General features: G+C 56.1%; 21 protein-coding genes and 1 riboswitch. Of the genes, 16 read left to right on the forward strand and 5 right to left on the reverse strand.

The genetic code is table 11. The annotated features are described in order from the left end of the window. Window positions 1–180 precede the first annotated feature (180 nt). Both NSQ46_RS06130 and NSQ46_RS06135 read left to right on the forward strand, forming a co-directional pair. Window positions 181–963 (forward strand): MBL fold metallo-hydrolase, encoded by a 783-nt coding sequence (locus NSQ46_RS06130; RefSeq protein ID WP_100085144.1) that lies wholly within the window; start codon window positions 181–183, stop codon window positions 961–963. Window positions 964–1,310: 347 nt separating this feature from the next. Continuing rightward, window positions 1,311–2,075 (forward strand): MerR family transcriptional regulator, encoded by a 765-nt coding sequence (locus NSQ46_RS06135; protein WP_007127194.1) that lies wholly within the window; start codon window positions 1,311–1,313, stop codon window positions 2,073–2,075. A gap of 97 nt (window positions 2,076–2,172) precedes the next feature. Here NSQ46_RS06135 and NSQ46_RS06140 read toward each other — a convergent pair whose 3' ends face one another. Together NSQ46_RS06140 and NSQ46_RS06145 are read right to left on the reverse strand one after the other, a co-directional pair. Next, window positions 2,173–2,979, reverse strand: coding sequence for a Cof-type HAD-IIB family hydrolase (locus NSQ46_RS06140; RefSeq protein ID WP_007127195.1), 807 nt, complete (start codon window positions 2,977–2,979; stop codon window positions 2,173–2,175). Window positions 2,980–3,038: 59 nt separating this feature from the next. Beyond that, entirely contained in the window at window positions 3,039–3,953 is a 915-nt protein-coding gene (locus tag NSQ46_RS06145) for a DMT family transporter (RefSeq protein ID WP_028403724.1), read from the reverse strand. A 361-nt stretch (window positions 3,954–4,314) separates the two neighbouring features. On the opposite strand from NSQ46_RS06145, the gene NSQ46_RS06150 reads away from it, so the two are divergent. Beyond that, a complete protein-coding gene (locus tag NSQ46_RS06150; protein ID WP_028403725.1) occupies window positions 4,315–5,028 on the forward strand; it encodes a metal-dependent hydrolase in 714 nt (237 codons plus the stop codon). Between the two features lie 144 nt (window positions 5,029–5,172). On the opposite strand, the gene NSQ46_RS06155 is transcribed toward NSQ46_RS06150, so the two are convergent. After that, window positions 5,173–6,174 carry a lipoate--protein ligase gene (locus NSQ46_RS06155; protein ID WP_028403726.1) on the reverse strand — a complete coding sequence of 334 codons (1,002 nt, stop codon included), beginning with the start codon at window positions 6,172–6,174 and terminating at the stop codon, window positions 5,173–5,175. Between the two features lie 161 nt (window positions 6,175–6,335). On the opposite strand from NSQ46_RS06155, the gene cobD reads away from it, so the two are divergent. The 4 genes from cobD (at window position 6,336) to NSQ46_RS06175 (ending at window position 10,470) form a co-directional block, all read left to right on the forward strand. Beyond that, window positions 6,336–7,460 carry a threonine-phosphate decarboxylase CobD gene (gene cobD / locus NSQ46_RS06160; protein ID WP_028403727.1) on the forward strand — a complete coding sequence of 375 codons (1,125 nt, stop codon included), beginning with the start codon at window positions 6,336–6,338 and terminating at the stop codon, window positions 7,458–7,460. Between the two features lie 300 nt (window positions 7,461–7,760). Next, window positions 7,761–8,498 carry an adenosylcobinamide amidohydrolase gene (locus NSQ46_RS06165; protein WP_028403728.1) on the forward strand — a complete coding sequence of 246 codons (738 nt, stop codon included), beginning with the start codon at window positions 7,761–7,763 and terminating at the stop codon, window positions 8,496–8,498. Beyond that, window positions 8,495–9,472, forward strand: coding sequence for an adenosylcobinamide-phosphate synthase CbiB (gene cbiB / locus NSQ46_RS06170; RefSeq protein ID WP_028403729.1), 978 nt, complete (start codon window positions 8,495–8,497; stop codon window positions 9,470–9,472). Before NSQ46_RS06165 ends, cbiB begins: the two co-directional genes overlap by 4 nt. Continuing rightward, on the forward strand, window positions 9,469–10,470 hold the full coding sequence (locus NSQ46_RS06175) for a histidine phosphatase family protein (protein ID WP_210094446.1): 1,002 nt from the start codon (window positions 9,469–9,471) through the stop codon (window positions 10,468–10,470). Before cbiB ends, NSQ46_RS06175 begins: the two co-directional genes overlap by 4 nt. Before the next feature lie 53 nt (window positions 10,471–10,523). Here the strand turns inward: NSQ46_RS06175 and NSQ46_RS06180 are convergent, their stop codons facing one another. Next, entirely contained in the window at window positions 10,524–11,039 is a 516-nt protein-coding gene (locus tag NSQ46_RS06180; RefSeq protein ID WP_210094445.1) for a GNAT family N-acetyltransferase, read from the reverse strand. Between the two features lie 172 nt (window positions 11,040–11,211). Continuing rightward, window positions 11,212–11,422: riboswitch (cobalamin riboswitch) on the forward strand. A gap of 413 nt (window positions 11,423–11,835) precedes the next feature. Here NSQ46_RS06180 and NSQ46_RS06185 point away from each other — a divergent pair. The 7 genes from NSQ46_RS06185 (at window position 11,836) to NSQ46_RS06215 (ending at window position 18,822) form a co-directional block, all read left to right on the forward strand. Next, window positions 11,836–12,846, forward strand: coding sequence for an ABC transporter substrate-binding protein (locus NSQ46_RS06185; protein ID WP_251535525.1), 1,011 nt, complete (start codon window positions 11,836–11,838; stop codon window positions 12,844–12,846). Beyond that, window positions 12,843–13,889 (forward strand): iron ABC transporter permease, encoded by a 1,047-nt coding sequence (locus NSQ46_RS06190; RefSeq protein WP_342576484.1) that lies wholly within the window; start codon window positions 12,843–12,845, stop codon window positions 13,887–13,889. The genes NSQ46_RS06185 and NSQ46_RS06190 overlap by 4 nt, the downstream gene beginning before the upstream one ends. Beyond that, window positions 13,889–14,674: an ABC transporter ATP-binding protein gene (locus NSQ46_RS06195; protein ID WP_251535683.1), complete on the forward strand. Its 786-nt coding sequence runs from the start codon at window positions 13,889–13,891 to the stop codon at window positions 14,672–14,674. The genes NSQ46_RS06190 and NSQ46_RS06195 overlap by 1 nt, the downstream gene beginning before the upstream one ends. An 86-nt stretch (window positions 14,675–14,760) precedes the next feature. Further along, complete coding sequence (gene cobT / locus NSQ46_RS06200) at window positions 14,761–15,828, forward strand: nicotinate-nucleotide--dimethylbenzimidazole phosphoribosyltransferase (RefSeq protein WP_342576485.1); 1,068 nt, start codon at window positions 14,761–14,763, stop codon at window positions 15,826–15,828. Further along, window positions 15,825–16,400 carry a bifunctional adenosylcobinamide kinase/adenosylcobinamide-phosphate guanylyltransferase gene (gene cobU / locus NSQ46_RS06205; protein WP_007127208.1) on the forward strand — a complete coding sequence of 192 codons (576 nt, stop codon included), beginning with the start codon at window positions 15,825–15,827 and terminating at the stop codon, window positions 16,398–16,400. Before cobT ends, cobU begins: the two co-directional genes overlap by 4 nt. Next, complete coding sequence (gene cobS / locus NSQ46_RS06210) at window positions 16,397–17,221, forward strand: adenosylcobinamide-GDP ribazoletransferase (RefSeq protein WP_213613753.1); 825 nt, start codon at window positions 16,397–16,399, stop codon at window positions 17,219–17,221. The genes cobU and cobS overlap by 4 nt, the downstream gene beginning before the upstream one ends. A gap of 209 nt (window positions 17,222–17,430) precedes the next feature. Continuing rightward, complete coding sequence (locus NSQ46_RS06215; protein ID WP_007127210.1) at window positions 17,431–18,822, forward strand: L-cystine transporter; 1,392 nt, start codon at window positions 17,431–17,433, stop codon at window positions 18,820–18,822. A gap of 189 nt (window positions 18,823–19,011) precedes the next feature. On the opposite strand, the gene NSQ46_RS06220 is transcribed toward NSQ46_RS06215, so the two are convergent. Continuing rightward, complete coding sequence (locus NSQ46_RS06220) at window positions 19,012–20,100, reverse strand: Xaa-Pro peptidase family protein (protein WP_007127211.1); 1,089 nt, start codon at window positions 20,098–20,100, stop codon at window positions 19,012–19,014. A 159-nt stretch (window positions 20,101–20,259) separates the two neighbouring features. Between NSQ46_RS06220 and NSQ46_RS06225 the strand changes: the two genes are divergently transcribed. After that, entirely contained in the window at window positions 20,260–20,802 is a 543-nt protein-coding gene (locus NSQ46_RS06225) for a DUF2569 domain-containing protein (protein ID WP_007127212.1), read from the forward strand. A 112-nt stretch (window positions 20,803–20,914) separates the two neighbouring features. Beyond that, on the forward strand, window positions 20,915–21,418 hold the full coding sequence (locus tag NSQ46_RS06230; protein ID WP_007127213.1) for a GNAT family N-acetyltransferase: 504 nt from the start codon (window positions 20,915–20,917) through the stop codon (window positions 21,416–21,418). Window positions 21,419–21,545 lie beyond the last annotated feature (127 nt).

The raw sequence follows: 21,545 nt of genomic DNA on the forward strand, positions 1-21,545 counted from the left end.
GAGACCGCTTGGCATGGGCCGGGGCGGTTTTTTGTTCATTTGAAGGGCTGCTTTCGCTTGCTTTTGGGCAAGGGAGGTTTGGAGCGACGCGACCCGTACCCGGGAACGGGATCCGCGGGACAAGCGTTCACCAAGAAACCAGGAACTCCTAGTTAGATAGATGCGGTTAGAACGGAGGAGATGCAGATGGAGGATCGGCTTACTTTTTTAGGCACGGGGGATGCGATGGGAGTCCCTCGGGTGTATTGTGATTGCCAGGTCTGTAGGGAGGCACGAGAGACGGGGATGAATCGCCGGCTTCGTTCCTCGGTGCTGGTGGAGGGCGGCGGAGAGGAATTCATCATCGATTGCGGACCGGATTGGCGCTTCATGATGGAGCGCCTCGGCAAGCGAAAGGTGAGGGACATGCTGATTACCCATGCCCATTTCGACCATATCGGCGGACTTCCGGAATGGAGCGATGCGTGCCGGTGGCTTGGGGAGAAAGGGCGGCTATACGCGCCGGCCGAGGTGGTGGAGCAGATTGTCCGGCAATACCCGTGGCTGCCGCGGCAGATGGAGATGACCGCTGTGGATGATGGAGTGACGCTATGCGGCTGGGCCATAACCTGCTGGAAAGTAAACCATGGCAAGAACGGCTTCAGTTACGCGTACCGATTCCGCAAGGGCGATTATCATTGGGTATACAACTCCGATTCCATCAACCTGAGCGCCGGGGAAAAGGAACCCCTGCACGGCCTCGATCTGCTTGTGCTGGGGACCAGCTTCGTGCATGAAACGGCACCTTTTGAGACGCGCTCCGTCTATGACATGAGGGAAGCCGCGGAGCTGCTGTCCGAGGTAAAGCCGCGCCAGACGATCTATACCCATATGTCCCATGACGTGGACCTCCGGAAGGCCCTCCCGCTGCCCGAAGGGGTTCGCGTGGCGAAGGCGGGCATGACGGTGGGCTTGCACAAGTAAAGGGTAGGAGCGCAGCAAATCCGTTGGGCTTCACCCCTATACGGATCGAAACCAGATGGCCGTGCCCGGATGTTGTCCGTGCGCGGCTATTTCTTGTTTAGGTGATTCGAAGGGAGCGGGACAGGATCGGGCATCGAAGCAGCGGAGGGAACGAATCGATACACGGTATACCAACCACTATACAACATTGATGCAAGTGAGAAGATGGGTAGCTTGTGCCCCTTTCGATTCCGTGCTTTTATATTTTGGAACCTTATCAAGAAGCTTTAAGGTTGAATTTTAAGGTTTGCAAGAGCCTCGTGTTTCTGGTACAGTAGGTTCTCAATCGGAAGAGGGAGGGAAGCCGCATGCCTTTTTACAAGCCGAAGGAAATTGCCGATGAACTCGGGATCAGCACAAGCGCGTTAAGACATTATGAATCCTGGGGCGTCGTGCCTGCACCGGAACGGAGCGCGAACGGGTACCGTTTATATACGCAAGTGCATCTCGCTTATTTCCGCTGCCTTCGGGCCATGTTTCCCGGATTCGGATACGCAGTTACCTACGAGGTGCTTCGTCATGTACAAAATGGAGAGCTGGACGCAGCGTTATGGCTCGTGAATGCGGAGCAAGTCAAGCTTATGCAGGAGAAGAAAACCGCCGACGAAACGCTGGCCATGCTGGAAAATCCGGAGCTGCCCATTGAGAATCAGAAGAAGCTGAAGCCGGTCATGACCATCGGTGAGGTGGCCGAAGCAACGCATGTGGAACCCTCAGCCATCCGTCATTGGGAGAAGGAGGGGGTGCTGACACCCGATCGGAATCCCGAGAACGGATACCGGCTGTATACGCCGAAGCATGTTCGTCAAGTTCTGCTGATCCGATCGCTGCGAACGACCGTATTTTTTCTCGATAAAATCAAAGAGATTGTCCAGGTGGTGGAGAACCAGAGCATCGACCATGCCAGAAAGCTGCTGAAGCAAGCGCTGGCCGGCATTCATCAGCGGAATCGTCGGCAGTATATCGGGATTCAGAAATTGATGGAGCTGTGCATTGAGGTGGGGCTCATGGGGGCGGACGAGTCCGCGGAGCACAAGCCGATTCATACATTTGATCCGGAGCGGGACCGTTAGCTGAAGTCGGAGGGGTAGAGGAATTCGCTTGATACAGGTTCGTGAACATAGAACAAGCCCCCGTCAGAGACGGAGGCTTGTTGCAGCATTATATACATTAGCTCGGGTTGAGGATAAAGGTATCAATGACGTGCTTGACGCCGTCCTCGTTATTGCTCTTCGTCACAAAATCGGCGATTGCTTTCAGCGGCTCAATGGCATTGCCCATCGCAACGCCAAGTCCTGCCGCTTCGAGCATTTCATGGTCATTCCAGGAGTCCCCGATCGCGATGGTTTCTTTCAGATCGCAGCCGAAATGATTGGCCAGGAACGTAAGCGCATGGCCTTTCGTCCCCTCTTTATGCATGAACTCCAGAAAATGCGGCTTCGATTTCGTAATATGCACGTCTTCGCCCAGCAGCTCGCGGAAGATAGGAATGAGCTCGTCCAACACGTCCGGATCATCGATAATAAGCATTTTCGGGGTTGGCTGCTTCACCATCTTCATAAAGTCCGGCTCTATATAATAAGGGGTCCGGTTCAGTGCGCAGTAGTCGATCAGCTTTTGGTTTTCCTCACGGGCATAGAGCTTGTCGTCGATATAGGTCTGCAGATGAAGATTGTGCTCCACGCAGTATTCATAGAGCTTAACGGCGGCATCGATCGGGAAATAGCGCTCGTACAGCACCTTTTCGTCCAGCAGGTTTTTGATGAGGGCACCTTGATAGGTAATGATCGGAACGTTAAGTCCGGTTTGTCTGGCTATCGCTTGGGCTGATGCATAGGCACGCCCCGTAGCGAGCGTGACAACGACGCCCTTCGAAACGGCCTCTTCCAGTGCTTGCTGGACCCCGGGCGTAACCTCTTTGTCATCATTGATCAGCGTGTCGTCGATATCGATGGCCATCAGTTTGTAGGTTGTCATGGTCTTCTCTCCTTTGGTCGGTCTCTGGTCTCTATCTGTATCTGCCTTCTATTGTACCTCTAAACGGCCTCTGATTGTACCTTTGGCGGCACGGATTTCAATTCCGCAACCACCATCCCGGCCAAAATGCATACACAGCCGATACCGCCGATGAATGTAAGCCGCTCGCCCGCGAACAAAATTCCGGTCAGCGCGGCAAAAACAGGCTCTGTCGCGAAAATGATCGCGACCCTGGACGGCGTCGTATACTTCTGGCATACCGTCTGGATCCAGAAGGCAAAAGCGCTTGTGGGCCCGATCGATACGGCCAGTGCCCACAGCACATGGGGCCGGGTCAGCTGCTCAAAGAGGGCAGCGGGATCCGAAACAGGCTCCGTCAAGGCAGAAGCGGCGAGGCTAAGCAGTCCGACGACCGCCATTTGCAGCGCCGCGAGCGGCAGGGCAGGGTAGCGTCCGGCATAGATCCCCGTATAACCGATATGCAGCGCAAAACCGATTGCGCATACAAAGATGAGGAGGTCACCGCGGTTCAGGCTCATGCCCGATCCGGAGAAGGTCAACAAGTACAGCCCTGCCGCTGCAAGCAGCGCGCTGAACCAGGTATACTTGGAAATCGAATGCCGAAGCAGAGCAAAGGACAGGAAGGGCACCAGCACAACGGATAGTCCGGTGATGAACCCCGCGTTCGAGGTCGTTGTGTACAGCAATCCCGCGGTTTGAAAGGCATAGCCTATGAATAAAAAAAGGCCCAGCACGCACGAGTGCAGGAGCATTTTAAGGGTCATTTCCTTCCATTGGCTCCGATAGAAGACGGTAATGATGATGGCCAGCAGCAAGGCGGCGCCGAGAAAACGGACGCTGTTGAAAGCCATGGGCGGAAGCACGCGTACCGCATGCTGAACGATGAGAAACGTACATCCCCACATCATGGCGACCAGAAGGAGGCTGAGATCGGCAGCGCGAGATCGGTTCACGATGGTGTCATCCTTTCAAATTCGTATGTAAATGTTATCTAGCATAATGAAAAGCCCGGATGCGACCGGAGCGGGCTAGTCGTTAAAGCTGCTGCACCCCAAGTGCTCGGGATCAGACGTCATTTCTTGGCTGGGTCTGGCATCGCAGTGCAGGCAAGTGATCAAATTGTATCCCAAAATGAAGAATCGGACAACCGTTTCAAGGGGTCCTCAGATGGGAAGGTCTGGACAAAAAGAGGATGATTTTGCTATACTATTAAACCGAACGTATATTCGCTTTCGGGTGATTGTGAAGCGGGTATACAGCGCTATTATAGGACTCCAAGACGCATGGAAGAGCTGAGAAAGGAAGAATTGCATCATGATGGGAAGAGCACATTTAATTATCAGCACAGGGGTCACGTTATCGGTTATGGGCATGAGCGGGGTTCAGGTGACGCTGCCCGCCGCCGCGGTGGCCTTAGTCAGCTCGCTGCTTCCCGATATTGACGAGCCGAATTCCCTGCTGGTTCGCAAGGCCATTCCTGCCGAAATACTGCGCCTGCTGCAGCTGGCCATGATCGGGGCGGCTCTATTCGTATTGTTCTATGGCCGCGACTATGCGCCATGGAATTTCGCCTTGGCCGGATTAATCGGGGTTGTATCCTTTCTGCCAAGCAGGACGCTTCGGCATGTCGTCATGTTTCTGATCGGGCTTGGCCTTATCGCCTTCGGACAAGCCTTCAGTCCATGGAACCTGATTGCAGGCAGCGTACTGATCGTGGCCTCGCTTGTCACCCATCGCGGGTTCACGCACACGATTTACGCCGCTTGCGGCTGGTGCGCGCTCCTGTATTTTGCCTCACAGGGCAAGGAGGGAGCGGAAAGCCTGTGGTTTGCCGGGGGCTTATCGTATTCCATCCATTTACTTTCCGATGCCTTGACGAATCGAGGCATTCGGCCGCTGCCGCCGCTGAAGTGGCGAATCAAGCTGAAGATCATGAGCACGGGGAGCCGCTGGGGCCGCACGGTGGAGAATATTTGCATTCTGCTGACGCTGGTGCTGTTGTGGTACGTGTTCATGGCATCGGGCTAATCCCGTTCGGAGGAAGCCTTAAGGAACAACCTCGGTCCATTAGATGTATGCGGATAAAACAGACAAAGAGAAGACCCGCCCACAGCAGCGAGCGATTGCGCTTTCGCTGAAGGGCGGGTCTGTTTGTGCCGCTTGGGGAGGATGCTATTCCTCGAGGAAGATGAGTCCTACCAGATCGTCCATTTCGAGGTTGCCGAAATAGTGCTTGACGTCAACGCCGGACAAGGCGGCGCGAACGGTTTGCTCCTCGTATTTTTTGCCGCGGAGGAGGTTTTCGATATCGGCGACATCCCCTACACCGAAGAAATCCCCGTAAATTTTAATTTCTCCGATATGCCCCTCCCGGATATCCATCCGGATATCGATAATGCCGACCGGAAATTTCTTGGCATGCTTCACGTTGCTCTCCGGCGACAGGCCGTAGTTCCAATCCCAAGTCTGATAACGCTCTTTGGAGATTTGGTTGATGATCTCCCAATCCTTGTCCTGCAGCACATACTGCGGCACCTGATCCGGCTCCATGCCAAAAATGGAACGCAGCAGCTCTGCGCGGAACTCCTCGATCGTCATGTCGGTGCCGAGCAGCTCTTTGATGTTGGCTACGCGGCTGCGCACCGATTTCGTGCTCTTGGATTTGAATTTTTCCGGATTTGCGTTCAAGGAGGCCTGTACATCATCCAGGTTCAAATCGAACATGAGCGTTCCGTGGCTGAACATGCGTCCGCGGGTGGAGAATTGGGCATTGCCCGATATTTTCTTCTCGCCGACCTGAAGGTCATTGCGGCCGCTTAATTCTGCAGGCACGCCCATTTTTCGCAAAAAGTCGATAACAGGCTGCGTGAACTTCAGGAAATTGTGGAAGGATTGGCCGTCATCCTTCGTAATAAAGCTGAAATTGAGGTTGCCGAGGTCATGATACACCGCGCCTCCGCCGGACAGCCGGCGAACGACCTGGATGTTGTTGTTGCGGACGTACTCCTGATTGATTTCCTCAATCGTATTCTGATGCTTCCCGATAATGATGGAAGGCTTATTAATGTAAAAGAGAAGGTAGCTCTCGTCCATGGACAAGTGCTTCAAGGCGTATTCTTCAATCGCCAGATTGATGGCGGGATCGTGGATTCCCTGATTATCGATAAACAGCATAACATCCTCCGTCGTTACATGTATTTAGATTGGAATTGCTTCTTATTCACTTATTGTAAACCAATTGCAGTGCGAAAGACAAAGCATTCCGTATTGACGTTTGGGTGAAGGTACCCACATAATGATGGCATTGCGAGCAGCAAGTACAGGAGGCGTGAGAAATGACGGAAACCAAGCAGTCTTGGATCGAAGTATACGGTCACGGAGGCGATATCGAGACGGCCGCGGCGAGGTTTGGACAAAGGGCGGAGGCTATTCTCGACTACAGTGCCAACATTAATCCATTAGGCCCTCCGGTGGAAGTTATCGCAGCATTGCGGGATGGTCTGGGAGCGGTCATTCGTTACCCCGACCCGGGGCATCGCCGGTTCAAGGCGATGCTTGCCGAGCATGTGGGAGCCGGGACCGAAAATATTCTGGTCGGAAACGGTGCCGCGGAATGCATGGCTCTGCTCTTGCTGGCACTAAGGCCTGAGATTGTCGGCGTTGTCGATCCCTGTTTCTCGGAATACCGCGAATTGGCTCTTAAGTTCGGAGCGGGCATACGCTCCGTAAGCGGCGAGAAGGAAGGGGCATGGCGCGCGTCCAGCCGGCGGATCATGGAGCTGTTGTCCGGCTGTGACCTGGTGTTCCTGGGTCAGCCGAACAACCCGAACGGCGTACAGTACAGCTTGGAAGACATCCGGGCAATCGCAGGGGAGGCGCAGCGGCTGGGTACGTGGCTCGTGCTGGATGAAGCGTTCATGGATTTCATTCCGCATGGAGAGAGGCAGACGCTGCTGCCGGAGCTGTCCTCTTATTCAAGGACCGTCATTATAAGATCGATGACCAAGTTCTATGCGATACCGGGACTGCGCCTCGGTTATGCGGTCGGCCATCCGGACGTCATCCAGTCCATGTCAGCCATGCAAGTGACATGGAGCGTCAACGGACTGGCCCTGTTGGCAGGGGAAGCCTGTCTAAGAAGCGGCAGCGAGTATGAGCGGCGAACCCTGGAGCTGATTCATGGCGAGCGTTTGAGGCTGACCGACGGGCTGCAGGCGCTCGGTGTGGACGTGACGCCAGGGGAAGTCAACTATTTGCTGGGAGAGCTGCCGACCGGTTGGACGGCAGCGGCATTTCAAACGGCAATGGGCAGGCGCGGTGTCCTGATTCGCAGCTGCGCCATGTATCCCGGACTGGGAGAACGCCATTTCCGCCTGGCTGTAAAGGATGGGGAATCCAACAGCAGGCTGCTGCAAACCGCTGCGGAAGTGCTCCAGGGCTCGTCTCGGCCGGAGGCGTAAATGGCGGCGCCCTACGTTCCACAGTGTCGAGGCAGCAAGCCTAAGCTTGCGTTACCTGAGGGACAATCGGGTTCGAAGAACAGATTTGTATCTCGAATTCACCAGTCTCCTTCGAATACTGCAGTGATGGCGAGGAACGAGCCAAGCGGGTGGGGAATATGGACAACCAGCCCTCCAAGCATGCCCTACCATGCATCGTGCACACAGGGAGAAGTATGAACGATCTTTAAACTCCCCGTCACTTCGCAGTGACTTTAACCGGGGAGCCATTTCAAATGTTTAGAGCAGGGAGAGAGAGACGTGGCAGTACCTTTTTTGCACATTACGGAGCCGTGCAGTTATTCGTCCGCCGTATGGCCCGGCCTGATCGTTTCATCCGAGGGCTACCCGGAGCACCCGCATATCCGCATATCGCTCCCGCAGCCGGCGGATGCCTTGGGCAGTGCGGTGTATGGCGGAGGCTATGCAAGACTGAATCATATCGTTAACCGGTATGTGGACCGGCGCTACGATTGCAGTGATCCCGTGAAGGACATGCACAGCTTCATTCGCGGCTGCGGATACCCGGAGGATGCGACGGCCGGGTTATTAACCGCCGTCCGGCTGAAATATGCGTCAATCTGGGAGGAGGGCGGCTCCCAGGCTTCCATTCTGTGCTGCTCGACGGCCGGAACAGGCAATGCCGCGCGGGCAGGCATCAGCCGGACCACCTTCGCCGCCTATCAGCCTGGCACGATCAATATCATGCTGATGATCGACGGGCGGATGACGCCTGCCTGCATGGTGAACGCGATCCTGACCGCTACGGAAGCGAAAGCGGCAGCGCTCGGTGATTTGGGGATTGCGGATCACGAAACCGGGGCTGCTGCTACCGGGACGACGACCGATGCGATCGTGCTCGCCGTCAGCGGGAATGAAGCCTACGGGGTGGAACACCGCTATGCCGGCACCGCAACCGACCTCGGCGGCATGATTGGACGCCTTGTGTATAACAGCGTTACGGAAAGCGTTCGAACAGAAAGAGAAGAGCGGTTATGACAGCGGTCTGGATCCTATGGGCGGCCGTTGTGATCGATCTGCTGATCGGTGATCCCAGATGGCTTCCGCACCCCGTCATTGGCATAGGTAAAGCGATCCGTGCAGTGGAGAAGCGGATTCGCACCCGTACCCAATCGCCGGCAGGATTGAAGCGGGCCGGCATTCTGCTCCCGCTCATTGTTGCAGGCGGGGCGTATGCGATTACGCTGCTGCTCCTGCTGCTGTGTGCCTCTATTCATCCTTGGCTGGCCGCAGGCGCAGAGGCGGTGCTCATTGCGACAACCATTGCCGTAAAAGGACTGCGCGATGCCGGCCTTGAGGTGTACGGCCATCTTCGTGCCGGCGACCTTCCGGCTGCCCGCCGTTCGCTCAGTATGATCGTAGGAAGGGACACGGCCCATTTGGATGAGCCGGAAATCGTGCGGGGAACGGTGGAGACGGTGGCGGAAAATATCGTCGATGCGGTCATCTCCCCGCTGCTGTATGCCCTCATCGGCGGGGCGCCCTTGGCGATGGCTTACCGGGCGGTGAACACGCTTGATTCGATGGTCGGGTATAAGAATGAGAAATACGAGCATCTTGGCTGGGCATCGGCCCGGCTGGATGATGTCGCCAACTGGATTCCCGCCCGGCTGACGGCGGGGCTGGTGGCGATCTCGGCCGCGATGTTCTCCTTGCCTTGGCAGAAGTCCATCGCTACCGTCCGAAGAGATGCAAGGAAACACCCGAGCCCAAACAGCGGATTTCCGGAATCGGCGGTGGCCGGTGCGCTCGGCATTCGCCTTGGCGGGGAAAATTCTTATCAAGGGATCGTTTCGTTCCGGGCATATATGGGAGATCCGGAGCGGGCGCTGAATGCGGAGGACATCCGCATCACGACCCGGCTGCTCCTCGCGGCTTCGGTGATTTTTACCGTGATCGGCACCGCCGTATTGGCGATCGTTATCGCCGCAGGCGGGGGAGCATGGGTATGAGGGAGCCGAAGGATATCGTGAATGCAAACGATGAGGACGTAGGACTGGATGCAATACAAAGCAATAAGGCAATTGACGCAAACGCCGCATTGGAAGCGATCGATGGGGATCAGGCAAAAGCCTTGAACGAAGCGAACGACGTGAATGAGGCGATAGACGCGATTGATGCAAAAGACGCAAAAGACGCAAAAGACGCAAAAGACGCAAAGGACGCAAAGGATGCAAAGGACGTGAAAAATGCACATCCTGCACACTTTGCATACCATACGGAGGATAAGAGGGATATTCAACTACTTGAAAAAGATACGAGTCCGCTGCAGGTTGTCCTGCACCTGGTCCGGCACGGCGTTACGCGGTGGAATCAGGAGCGGCGATACCTTGGCCATGAGGATCAGGGCGTGATCTCCGCGGAGCTGGAACAGCTGGCCCCGCTGGCGCGGCGGCTCCAAGGCCTGCAATGGGCACGCGTATACTGCAGCGACCTGCTCAGATGCAAGCAGACCCTTCGCTATTTGCTGACTGGTGACGAGGTCCATAGCCCGGGTCTAATCGGGAATACGGAAGTTTTGCCAATTCCGGGAGCGGTGTATGACCGCAGGCTGCGCGAGCTTCATTTCGGGGAGTGGGAGGGGAAAACCTACGAGGATTTGAAGAATAACCCGTTATATCGCCGCTGGATTGAGAACCCTGCAGCTGTTACTCCGCCGGGCGGAGAGAGCTGGGAAGCCTTCGCGTCCCGGATTCAGCATTTTTTGGCGGGATTGCACCAAGATCTATGCCGCAGCTTTGAGAATGACGAGAACGGTGAAGCCAGGGGCCGGGATTCCAAAAGAATTCCCGACTTGCTGGTCGTCACGCATGGCGGCGTGATTCGCCAGATCGCGGCGGCTACGGTTCCGGATACCCCTTTTTGGAGCCTGCGCATCCTGCCGGGTGAGGAGCTGAGGCTGAAGCTGGCATGGAACGGACAGAGCTGGCAGGGTAAGATAATGGGCTGACAGCCCTGCCATACCAATGGGCAAGCAGCGTAGGCAATCCATAAGAGGACACATCAATGGAGCGCCAGATCGAGATGCAGTATATGCTGGATGCCTTGCACGCCCATAACCCGGTATCCCCGGTCCCGGTAGCCGGCTCGGATATAGACGTGACGGGCATGCTCGTTACGGGCATTCACCGCCAGGGCAACCTCGTTCACTCCCGGCAGGCGCGAGCGAATGAATTCGGGCAGCAGGCGCATGGCAGCCTGGCCGTAGCCCCGCCCCTGCTCCTTGTGATCAACGGACAGGGCGCGAAGGAGCACGGCGCTTTGGTTCGGCGTATAACGCGCGATACGTTCCCCGCGATCCAGGATGAAGAAGGCGACGGGCTTATCCGCCGCGAGCAGAACGACCGGCAGCTTGTCTTCTGTAGGGGGATTGCCGAGCTTCTTCAACGCTTCGTCCGGAAGCGAAGTGAATCTTCGCTGGTGCTCCGGGAGGGAGAATTGGCCCAGCACCGGAAGATGCTCGGGTTCGAGGACGGTCAGACGGAGCCTCTCCGGCTTATGGTTTGAAGGAATATTCATCACGGATTCACTTCCCTTTTTCAAAAAGATGTGATTTCAGGCGAATAATGAACGATAACAAGAACTTTCAGTACCATTATACTCGAAGAATGGGTGAATCCTTTAGTTGTAAGGGCAGGGGTTATCCCCTATAATCTTGTTCAGAGAAATCCAGCTTGGCTATATAAGCATGATTCATATGATTTGCGAGGGTCCTGGACAGGCAGCCGGTATTGACGGCCTGCCTTTCGGGTTAATAGGGAAGCCGGTGCAAATCCGGCACGGTCCCGCCACTGTGAAGCAGGAGACTTCCCCTTATGCCACTGAGCGCTAATGCGCTTGGGAAGGCGGAGAAGTCGTTAGGCCTGTAAGTCAGGAGACCTGCCCTCGGCAATGAATGACGGTCCTTCGAGGAGAGGATTACGTTCACTTGGACCCGTTTTGATCGCGGGAGCGGCAGGAGCTGTCGAGGTACGGTTTTCCGGCAATAAGCTGCTTTGTTGATGATCAATGCTATATGTTTGCAGGTGTCCTGAAGCTGAAACGTAATCCCCGATTCCTTATTCGTCAAGGAGTCGGGGATTTTTGCTGGAGAACGAAGAGGCGATGCCGGCCACCTGATCCCGCTGCCGGGGCACACCGGTATTTTCGTCCTATCGGATGGCAGGGGTACCCGGAGGATTAGGTGCGGTGGAACCCGGCGAGTTCTCCTTATACATGCGAGGACAGTCGTTTTCATACCCGGTAAGGATCGGAATTGAAGTTGTGAAATATGCAGGCTAGGGTTCTCAATGATGACGTAGGGGGAAACAAGAAAATGAAAGCAATGTTGAAATCATGGTCCGTCTTGATCGTGGCGATGCTGATGGCGCTGTCGCTGATCGCCTGCGGAAACGCCGAGGATGCCGCGCCGAATAGTGCGCCTTCGGAAACGCCTGCCCAGCAGGAGAAGCCGGCTGAACAGCCTGCGGAGGAGCAGGGTGCGCTGAAGACGCAGTATCCACTCACCGTTAAGGATGCGACCGGAACGGAGGTCACCTTCGAGAAGGCGCCGACCCGTATCGTATCCCTGGCTCCGTCCGAGACGGAAAAGCTGTTTGCCCTCGGGCTGGACGAGGAAATCGTAGGTGTGTCCGATCTGGATGATTATCCGGAAGCCGCGAAATCCAAGCCGAAAATGGGAGGCTTCCAGGTGAATGAAGAGGCTGTAATCGCAGCCGAGGCCGATGTCGTGTTCAGCGCGTCGATGAATGCGGAAAACGCGGAGAAGCTCCGCGGGATGGGCGTGAAATTGTTCGTTAACGATCCGTCCACGATTGAAGAAGTCATGTCTTCCATTACGCTGGTCGGACAAATTACCGACCGTCAGGAGGAAGCGCAGACTGTGGTCGAGCAGATGCAGCAGGAGCTGGCAAGCGTTACGGAAGCGGTGAAATCCGTGAAGGAAGAGGACAAGAAGAAAGTGTACGTCGAGTTCTCGCCGGGCTGGACCGTCGGCAAAGGCGAGTTCATGGATGAGATGATCACGCTGGCCGGCGGCGTCAACGCAGCCGGGGATACAGAGGGCTGGTTCGAAATTAGCGAGGAGAACATTATTGCGGCGAATCCGGATGTCATTCTGTATTCGAGCAATGTTGTCGACGAAGCCACCAAGAAAACGCTGGACCAGATGATTAAAGAGCGCGACGGTTGGGATCAGATCGAAGCGATCAAGAACGACCGGGTCATTGCGATGGACGATAATCTGCTGAGCCGTCCGGGGCCGCGCGTCACGCAAGGTTTGATTGAAGTGGCCAAAGCCGTTTATCCGGAACTGATGACACCATGAGACAAAAACTGGCGGGTTACGGAACGGCCGGCATTGTCCTGCTGCTGTTGACTTTGATCGTCAGCCTCGGAATCGGCTCGGTCGACCTGCCTGTTAGCGAGATTGGAGCGATGCTGCTGCATCGGCTGCCTTGGCTCGGCGATGCGATCGTCCCGGGCTGGGAGGTATCCTCCGAGCAGATTTTAATGAAGGTGAGGCTCCCGCGCATTCTGCTGGGAATGCTGGTCGGCGCCTCGCTTGCGGTGGCAGGAGCGGCATTTCAAGGCGTGCTGCGCAATCCGCTGGCTGATCCTTTTACGCTGGGCGTGTCTTCCGGAGCAGCGCTTGGAGCGGCGTCCCTCATTTTTTTCGGATTGGAGTATTCCTTTGCCGGAGGCTACACGCTGCCGCTGGTTGCCTTTCTGACCGGAGCGGGTACGCTGTGGGTCGTTCTGCTGCTGGCACGGGATCAGGGGAAGCTGCCGGTGCACGGACTCATTTTATCCGGGGTCGTAATGCAATCCTTTCTCGGCGCCGTCGTTTCCTTCTTAACGGTGATGTCCAAAGACACGGTGAACCAGATTCTGTTCTGGACGATGGGAAGCTTGAGCATGCGCGGATGGTCCTACGTGGCCATCCTTTTCCCGTATTTTGGGGTAGGGCTTATTTATTTGTGGAGCCGCTCGCGGGCTTTGAATCTGCTGTCGCTCGGCGAAAGGCAGGCTGCCCATATGGGACTGAACGTGGATCGGCTGAAGACCAGCGTTCTGGTCGTAGCTACGCTTCTTGCAGCCGCGGCCGTATCGGTCTCGGGCGTGATCGGATTTGTGGGACTGGTGGTGCCGCATATGATCCGACTCATGACGGGCTCGGATTATCGTGTCATTATTCCGATATCCGCGCTGGGAGGCGCTATATTCATGGTGTGGTGCGATACGGCGGCACGATCCGTGCTCGCTCCGACTGAAATTCCGCTCGGGGTGGTCACTGCGTTTATCGGCGCTCCATTCTTTGCGTACTTGCTCTACCGGAACAAGAAGCGGCGCAGGGAGGGATTCTCATGATGATCGTTGCCCAAGGGCTGTCGAAGGTCTATGGCCGCACGCAGGTATTGTCGGAGGTCGAGCTTCGGGTCCGAAAAGGCGAATGGTGGGGCATCATCGGGCCGAACGGCAGCGGTAAGTCTACGCTAATGCAGCTGCTGTCCGGTGTGGAGCGGCCTTCCAAGGGAAGTGTTCGGCTTTTGGACCGCGATATCGGAAGCTATAGCCGCAAGGCGCTCGCCCGAATTATTGCCGTGCTCCAGCAGGAGGGACTGGACCCGACTGATTTTACAGTACGGGAAGTGCTCGAGATGGGGCGTTATCCATTCCTGAACTGGCTTGGTCGGGAGGAGCAGGATGCGGCACCCCTGATTGACAGCATCATGGAGAAGCTGGAGCTTCGCGATATTCAGGAGCGGCGTCTTACGGAGCTGAGCGGCGGCCAGCGGCAGCGGGTTGCGCTCGGCAAGGTGATGGTGCAGGAGCCGTCGCTCTTGATGCTGGATGAACCGACGACCTACCTCGATATTCATTACCAGCTTCAATTCATGGAGATGGTGGATGCTTGGAGACAGACGTCGGAAATTACCGTAATCAGCGTCCTGCACGATTTGAATCTGGCCGCGCAGTTTTGCGATAAGCTGCTCGTGCTTCATGAGGGGCGCGTTGCAGGAATGGGGTCACCGGAGGAAGTGCTGACCGAGGCGTATATCAGCCGGATATTCCGGGTCATGCCTTCCGTCGTCAAGCACCCCGAGAACGGCGCGCCGCAGGTGCTGCTCACCGCGAACCGGTCGAGAAAATAAGGACCGGCAAGCCTTGTCCTTGCCCGCAGCGCACGGATTCGGATAAAGTAAAAGCAAGCGAGATAAGTAAAAAGGAGGCTTCGTGCATGAAGGAGCTCATGGACCGATTGACGCGATCGGTTGGAACAATCACCGCGCCCGATGCCCGGGCGCAGGCGGAAGCCGCCGCCTATTTGGACAAGCTGACGAAACCTCCCGGGAGCCTTGGCAAGCTGGAATCGCTGGCGATTCAGCTCGCGGGAATTACCGGGACGATCAAGCCCTCATTCGAGAAAAAGGCCGTCGTGGTCATGGCTGGTGACCATGGAGTGTGCGAGGAGGGCGTCAGCGCCTTCCCGTCGGAAGTAACGCCCCAGATGGTCATGAATTTCCTGAACGGCGGCGCTGCCGTCAACGTATTGGCCCGTCAAGCGGGCGCGGACGTGCTGTGCGTGGATATTGGCGTTGCGGCGGATCTGTCCCATGAACGTCTCCTTTCCCGTAAAATTAATAAAGGAACGAAAAATATTGCAAAAGGGCCTGCGATGACGAGGGCGGAGGCGGAGCAGGCGATCCTGACCGGCGCCGAGGTAGCCGCCGAGCTCTACTCCCATGGAACCCGGGTGTTCGTGACCGGGGAAATGGGGATCGGCAATACGACGCCGAGCGCCGCCGTCTTCGCGGTTCTGTCCGGCAAGCCTCCGGCTGAGGTCGTGGGGCGGGGAACCGGCGTTAGCGACGAGCGGCTGATGCATAAGATCCGCGTTGTCGAGCAGGCCATTACGGTCAATCGCCCCCTGGCGGAAGATCCGGTGGATGTGCTGGCCAAGGTCGGCGGGTATGAGATCGGCGGTCTGGCCGGACTCATTCTCGGCGTGGCGGCCAAGGGTTGCCCTGTCGTTATCGACGGCTTCATATCCAGTGCAGCCGCTCTGATCGCTGCGGCGATTTGCCCCGAATCGCGTTCCTATATGATCGCTTCCCATAATTCGAAGGAGCGTGGACATGCCCTGCTGCTGCAAGCGCTGGAACTGTCTCCGATGCTGCATATGGACATGCGTCTTGGCGAAGGAACCGGGGGCGTGTTATGTCTTCATATGATAGAAGCCGCCTGCCGGATTATGAGCGAGATGGCAACCTTCGAAAGCGCGGGAATAAGCGGAGGCGAATTATGAACCCATTAAGCTCGCTCGTAACGGGAGGTGCCCGGAGCGGCAAGAGCTCGTTCGCCGAGAAGCTCTGCATGAAACGGTCGTCCTCGGGCCTTTATATTGCGACGGCTCAGGCGTATGACGATGAAATGAAGGAACGGATTCGGATTCATCAGGATAGGCGCAGCGATGCGGATTATCGCTGGGAGACGGTCGAAGAGCCCGTCGCCTTGCCGGAGCTGCTCGAAACGCTCGGCCAATCGGCATCGGATGCGCCAGCGGTCGTCGTGGATTGCCTGACGCTGTGGCTCACGAACGTGCTGCTCCAGGTCGAGCCGGAAGGAGCTGCGGCTATGGAGGAACGGCTGCAGTTGGATATCGGCAGGCTGGCCCGAGCCGTTCAGACGTATCCCGGAACGGTGATTCTGGTAACGAACGAAGTGGGATCGGGGATCGTCCCCGAGTACCCGCTCGGCCGAATATTCCGCGATTGGGCTGGGATGATGAACCAGCGGCTGGCACGGATCTGCCATGAAGTATTTCTCGTAACCGCGGGGATTCCGATGGAAATCAAGAGCAGGGAGTATCGAATATGAACAGGATGATGGAAGCGGCTGCGGCCGCTTTTCAATTTTTATCAAGGTTTCCGATCCGGCGGGAGATCCCCTTTACCCCGGAGGTTCAGCAGCGAAGCGTTGTCTTTTATCCGCTGGTAGGGGGCGTGATCGGCCTGACAGTGGCGCTGCTGGGGTGGGGATTAAGCTTAGCTCTCCCGGTCTTTCCGGCATCGGTTATCACATTGACCGTCTGGGTGGGGCTGACGGGCGGTCTTCATCTGGACGGATGGATGGACAGCGCGGATGCCCTCCTCAGCCATCGGTCGCGGGAGCGGATGCTCGAGATTATGAAAGACAGCCGGGTTGGCGCAATGGGGGTTATCGCCTGCACGCTGCTTCTGCTGCTGAAGGCTTCGCTGATTCAATCGATTTTTGAGCTGTCGGGCGGGGACTTGAAGCAGGAAGCTCTTCTGCTTGTGCTCGCACCCGTCTGGAGCCGTTGGTTTATGGTGCACGCAATGTACCGCTGGCCTGTAGCAAGAGGCAGCGAAGGGCTGGCTGCATTGTTCAGCGGATTATCCAGCCTGCGGAGGCTGCAGGCCGGCTTGATGGCGGTTCTGGTCACGCTCGGGGTCATCGTCACGCTGGGGCTGGTCACGGATTCAACACATCTTTGGATCACCGGATTAGCGGTACTCGTTCTTGCGCCGTTCCTTACCTGGTTGATTGGAGCGGCCGTAGCAGGACGTATGAGCCGGCGCCTCGGCGGCCTCACGGGAGACACCTACGGCGCATTGAATGAACTGCTTGAAGCAGCCGTTCTGTTATTTGTGGTTCTGCTCCTCCAGCATTGGGGATAGGATAGAAGTAAATGAATTTATCTTGGTAATCCGATCTGTATAATCGAATTGATCGGATGCCGGGAGTACCAATTTCCGATAAGAATCGGGAAGAACGGGTAATGTAATGTTTAGAGTGGGCGGTGAGTTGGAAATGAATACATACTAGCGCACTTATCCCCACAAGGATGGTACAACTTAATCCGAAATGAGAATGGAGGAAGCAAAGGATGGAAACGCTTTGGGTCGTTATCAATGTCCTTGTTTTGATTCTGCTGGTCGGTATTTTGTACTGGATGCAGAAAAAGCATTACTCGTTTACCAAGCGTGTCTTCGCGGGCTTGGGTCTGGGCGTTCTGTTCGGCGTCGTTCTGCAGCTCGTTTACACTTCTGACTCCGATATCGTGGCCGATTCAGCGGATTGGTTCAATTTGGTCGGCTACGGCTACGTCCGGCTGCTGCAGATGATGGTCATTCCACTGATCATGGTATCGATCATCTCGGCTATCACCAAGCTGAAGGGCGGGCGCAATCTCGGCAAAATGAGCGGGCTCATCATCGCCGTGCTAATGCTGACGACCGCGGTGGCCGCGACCGTCGGGATCACGACCGCGCTGTCCTTTGATCTGTCTGCGGTCAACATTCAGGGCGGAGCGGCAGAGGAGGAGCAGGGCGCACTGCTGCAGGAGCGGCTTGGAGACATCGAGGATCGTACGCTGCCGCAGCAGATCCTTGATTTCATACCGAGCAATCCGTTTGAGGATATGACGGGCGCGAGAAGAACGTCCACGATCGCGGTCGTTATTTTCTCGGCCTTCATCGGGATTGCCGTGCTTGGCCTGGACCGGAAAAATAAAGAGCAGGCCGATACGTTCCGCGGCATCATCTCCTCGGTCTATGGGGTTGTCATGCGCATCGTGACGCTTGTGCTTCGCCTGACGCCTTACGGCATTCTCGCGTTGATGGCCAAGACCATCGCGACGACGAATCTGCAGGTTATTTTGAACCTGATTGATTTTGTCTTGGCTTCCTACGTGGCGTTGATTGTCATGTTTATTGTCCATCTTGTGCTGCTCGCCTTGTTCGGCTTCAATCCGTTTACGTATGTGAAAAAGGTCTTCCCGACGCTGACGTTTGCGTTCACCTCGCGCTCCAGCGCGGCGACCATCCCGCTTAACGTCCAGACGCAGAGCAAGAAGCTCGGCGTATCGGAGGGGATCGCGAATCTGTCCGCATCGCTTGGCGCCACGATCGGGCAGAACGGCTGCGCCGGCATTTATCCTGCCATGTTGGCCGTTATGATCGCACCGACCGCCGGCGTTGATCCGACCTCATGGTCCTTCATCCTGACCTTGATCGTTGTCGTCATGATCAGCTCATTCGGTGTCGCCGGCGTCGGGGGCGGGGCTACGTTCGCATCGCTTATCGTTCTCTCCACGATGAACCTGCCGGTAGCGCTGGCGGGACTGCTGATTTCTGTCGAGCCGTTGATCGATATGGGCCGGACGGCGCTGAACGTCAATGATTCCATGACGGCAGGCGTCATTACGGGGAAAGTGATGAATGAAGTGGATAAGGATGTATATAACGATAAAAACATTCAACTTGATATGGTCCAGTAGTAAACGCTCAGGGATTCAACAGCCATCCTGGGATGTCTCGGACCGTGCATCGTGCATAGCGGGAAAAGCAGAGCAGTATCCAAAGTAAAAAAAGGCCATCCGGCAAGGCGAAGATAACGCCTTGCGGATGGCCTTTTTGTCGTATGAAGGGCTATTCGTACAATAGCTTAGCTAAGGAGCGGACCTGGATTACCCGATGACGGTCAGCTCCTTCGGAAATGTGGTTAGCACCAGGGCGCCGGTCTCGGTAACGAGGACATCGTCCTCGATGCGTACGCCGCCGACATGCTGTACATATACGCCGGGCTCGATGGTAAACACAGCGCCGGCCTGCAGCACATCCTCGTTCAGCCCATGCACGGACGGGTATTCATGGACATCCATCCCGAGGCCGTGACCAAGGCGATGAACGAAGGCGGGGCCGTAACCCGCATGCTCAATGACGGTTCTTGCCGCCCGGTCGATCGATCCGTATGTAACACCGGGTTTCACCGCCTGAATCGCGGCTTGATTCGCGGCCAGAACGGTATCGTAGATGCGAACGGCATCCGGCTTCAAGTCGCCGACAGCAAAGGTACGGGTAATATCCGAGGCATAGCCGCCCGCATATACGCCCAGGTCGAACATAAGCAGATCTCCCGCTTCGATCCGTCTGCCCCCCGGCACGCCGTGAGGAAGCGCCGTGTTTGGCCCGGACAGCACCATCGTCGCGAACGAAGGGGCATCCGCTCCGAGCTTCTTCATCAAATATTCCAGCTCGGCCACAAGCTCCAGCTCGCTAACGCCGATGCTTGCCTTTTTCAAGCCTTGCCGCAGCACCTCTTCCACTAGCTTGACGGCATGCTTGATCAGCGATACCTCCTCCGGCGATTTCCGCACCCGCAGCTCGCGAAGAACGGGACCGGCATCCTTGAAGGCAGAGGCGTCCACATGCTGCTGCAGCTGCTCGAAGCGGGAGACGGTCAATTGCTCCTTCTCCACAGCCACCGTGCCGGCAGAGCCGCGAAGGGAGCGCTGAAGCACAGCATACGGATTATCGGTATCCTGATGCGTCACGATGTTCTTGACGGACGATGCCGCCTCGGCAGCGGCGGCATCCAGGGCGGGTACGATCAGGACCGGCTCGCTCCCTGAGGAGAGGAGCAGGCCGAGAAAACGCTCATGGGGATCGCTGGCAAATCCGGTCAAGTAATAGACATGCTTGGGATCCGTGATCAGCGCATGATCCCAGCCGTGCGAATTCATGGATTGGAGCAGCGTGTTTAAACGTTCATTCATCAGGGTTCATTCCTTTCATGGTAACAACGGTCGTATAGCTACTAATGTAAGGGTATATCGTTCGGCTGCCGAAGTAAAGTTTCCCTTTATGAGAGCTAGTCCTTTCTATATAATGATCCATAGTTAGAAATTACATAATGCTGGAAGGAGTACTTATTCATGGATCCGAATCCGTTTCAAGAGAACGGGCAGATGCCGCCGCATGAGCCGGGGAAGCAGAAGAGCTATTCGCTGAAACCACCGGTTGAAGGGCTTGGGGGCTGGCTGGTCCTCGTTCAGATCTCCATTTATTTTTCATTGATTACGATTACCGCCCTGCTCATTACGAATGTGCTGCCGCTTTATGAGTCCGAAGTATGGGATGTGCTCACAGATCCGTCATCTCCTTATTATGACGCCATGCTGGCCCCGCTAATTCTGTTCGAGACGGTAATGAATGTTTTATTTGTGATTGGCCTCATTATTGCATTGTTCCTGATGTACGGCAAGAAAAGGGCATTCCCGAAATTGATGATCGGCTATATTATCGCCAGCCTTTTGTTCGGCATTGCAGACTTCGCCGTTGCCAGTCAAATCGAACTGCTGGCCGAGACCGACGACGGGCAATCTGCAACCCAAATTGTCCGCTCCATGATTTATGCCTGCATCTGGATTCCGTATTTCATCCGGTCCGAGCGGGTGCGCAACACATTTGTAAATTAATCCCTGATCAGAAAAATAAGGCGTAATCCCGCTTCCTCCTGTACAATAGACCTCATAGCAGTCATCGTCATCACAATCTGACATTCAACATTCATCGACTCGGAGGTAGCACATGACAGCGCATCAATATCAGATCGATTATGCCGTAATGGAGGATTTGCCGGCTATTGTCGACATCTACAATTCTACGATCGAAAGCCGAAAGGTTACCGCCGATCTGGAGCCGGTGACGGTGGAGAGCCGCATTCGCTGGTTCGAAGAGCACAGCGAGGACCACCGTCCGCTGTGGGTTATGCGTTTTGGAAGCGAAATCGTCGCCTGGATGAGCTTTCAATCCTTTTACGGGCGTCCTGCTTATAACGGAACAGCCGAAATCAGCATCTACGTGAATGAGAAGTTTCGGGGGATCGGCGCGGGCAGCATCCTGATCGCCAAGGCGCTGGAGGAATGTCCGCGGCTTCGCGTCAGCAATCTGGTCGGATTCGTATTTGGCCACAATGAGCCCTCCCTTAAGCTGCTCCGGAAATTCGGCTTCGAACAGTGGGGGCTTCTCCCGGGCGTTGCCGAGCTGGACGGGGTTAAGCGGGATCTTGTCATCGTGGGCCGTTCGGTTTAAGCCGGCATCCGGAGGATTGGCGTATTGAAAGCCTTCTTGCATGCAGTGAGGCTCCTGCCTGGCAGGCGATCCTGGCTGCATCATCGATCCAACCCTTTATCCGGCAGGACTGTTCCATGCGAGTCAT

This window comes from Paenibacillus sp. FSL M8-0142, assembly GCF_038597315.1.
Taxonomy (GTDB): domain Bacteria; phylum Bacillota; class Bacilli; order Paenibacillales; family Paenibacillaceae; genus Paenibacillus_AQ; species Paenibacillus_AQ lactis.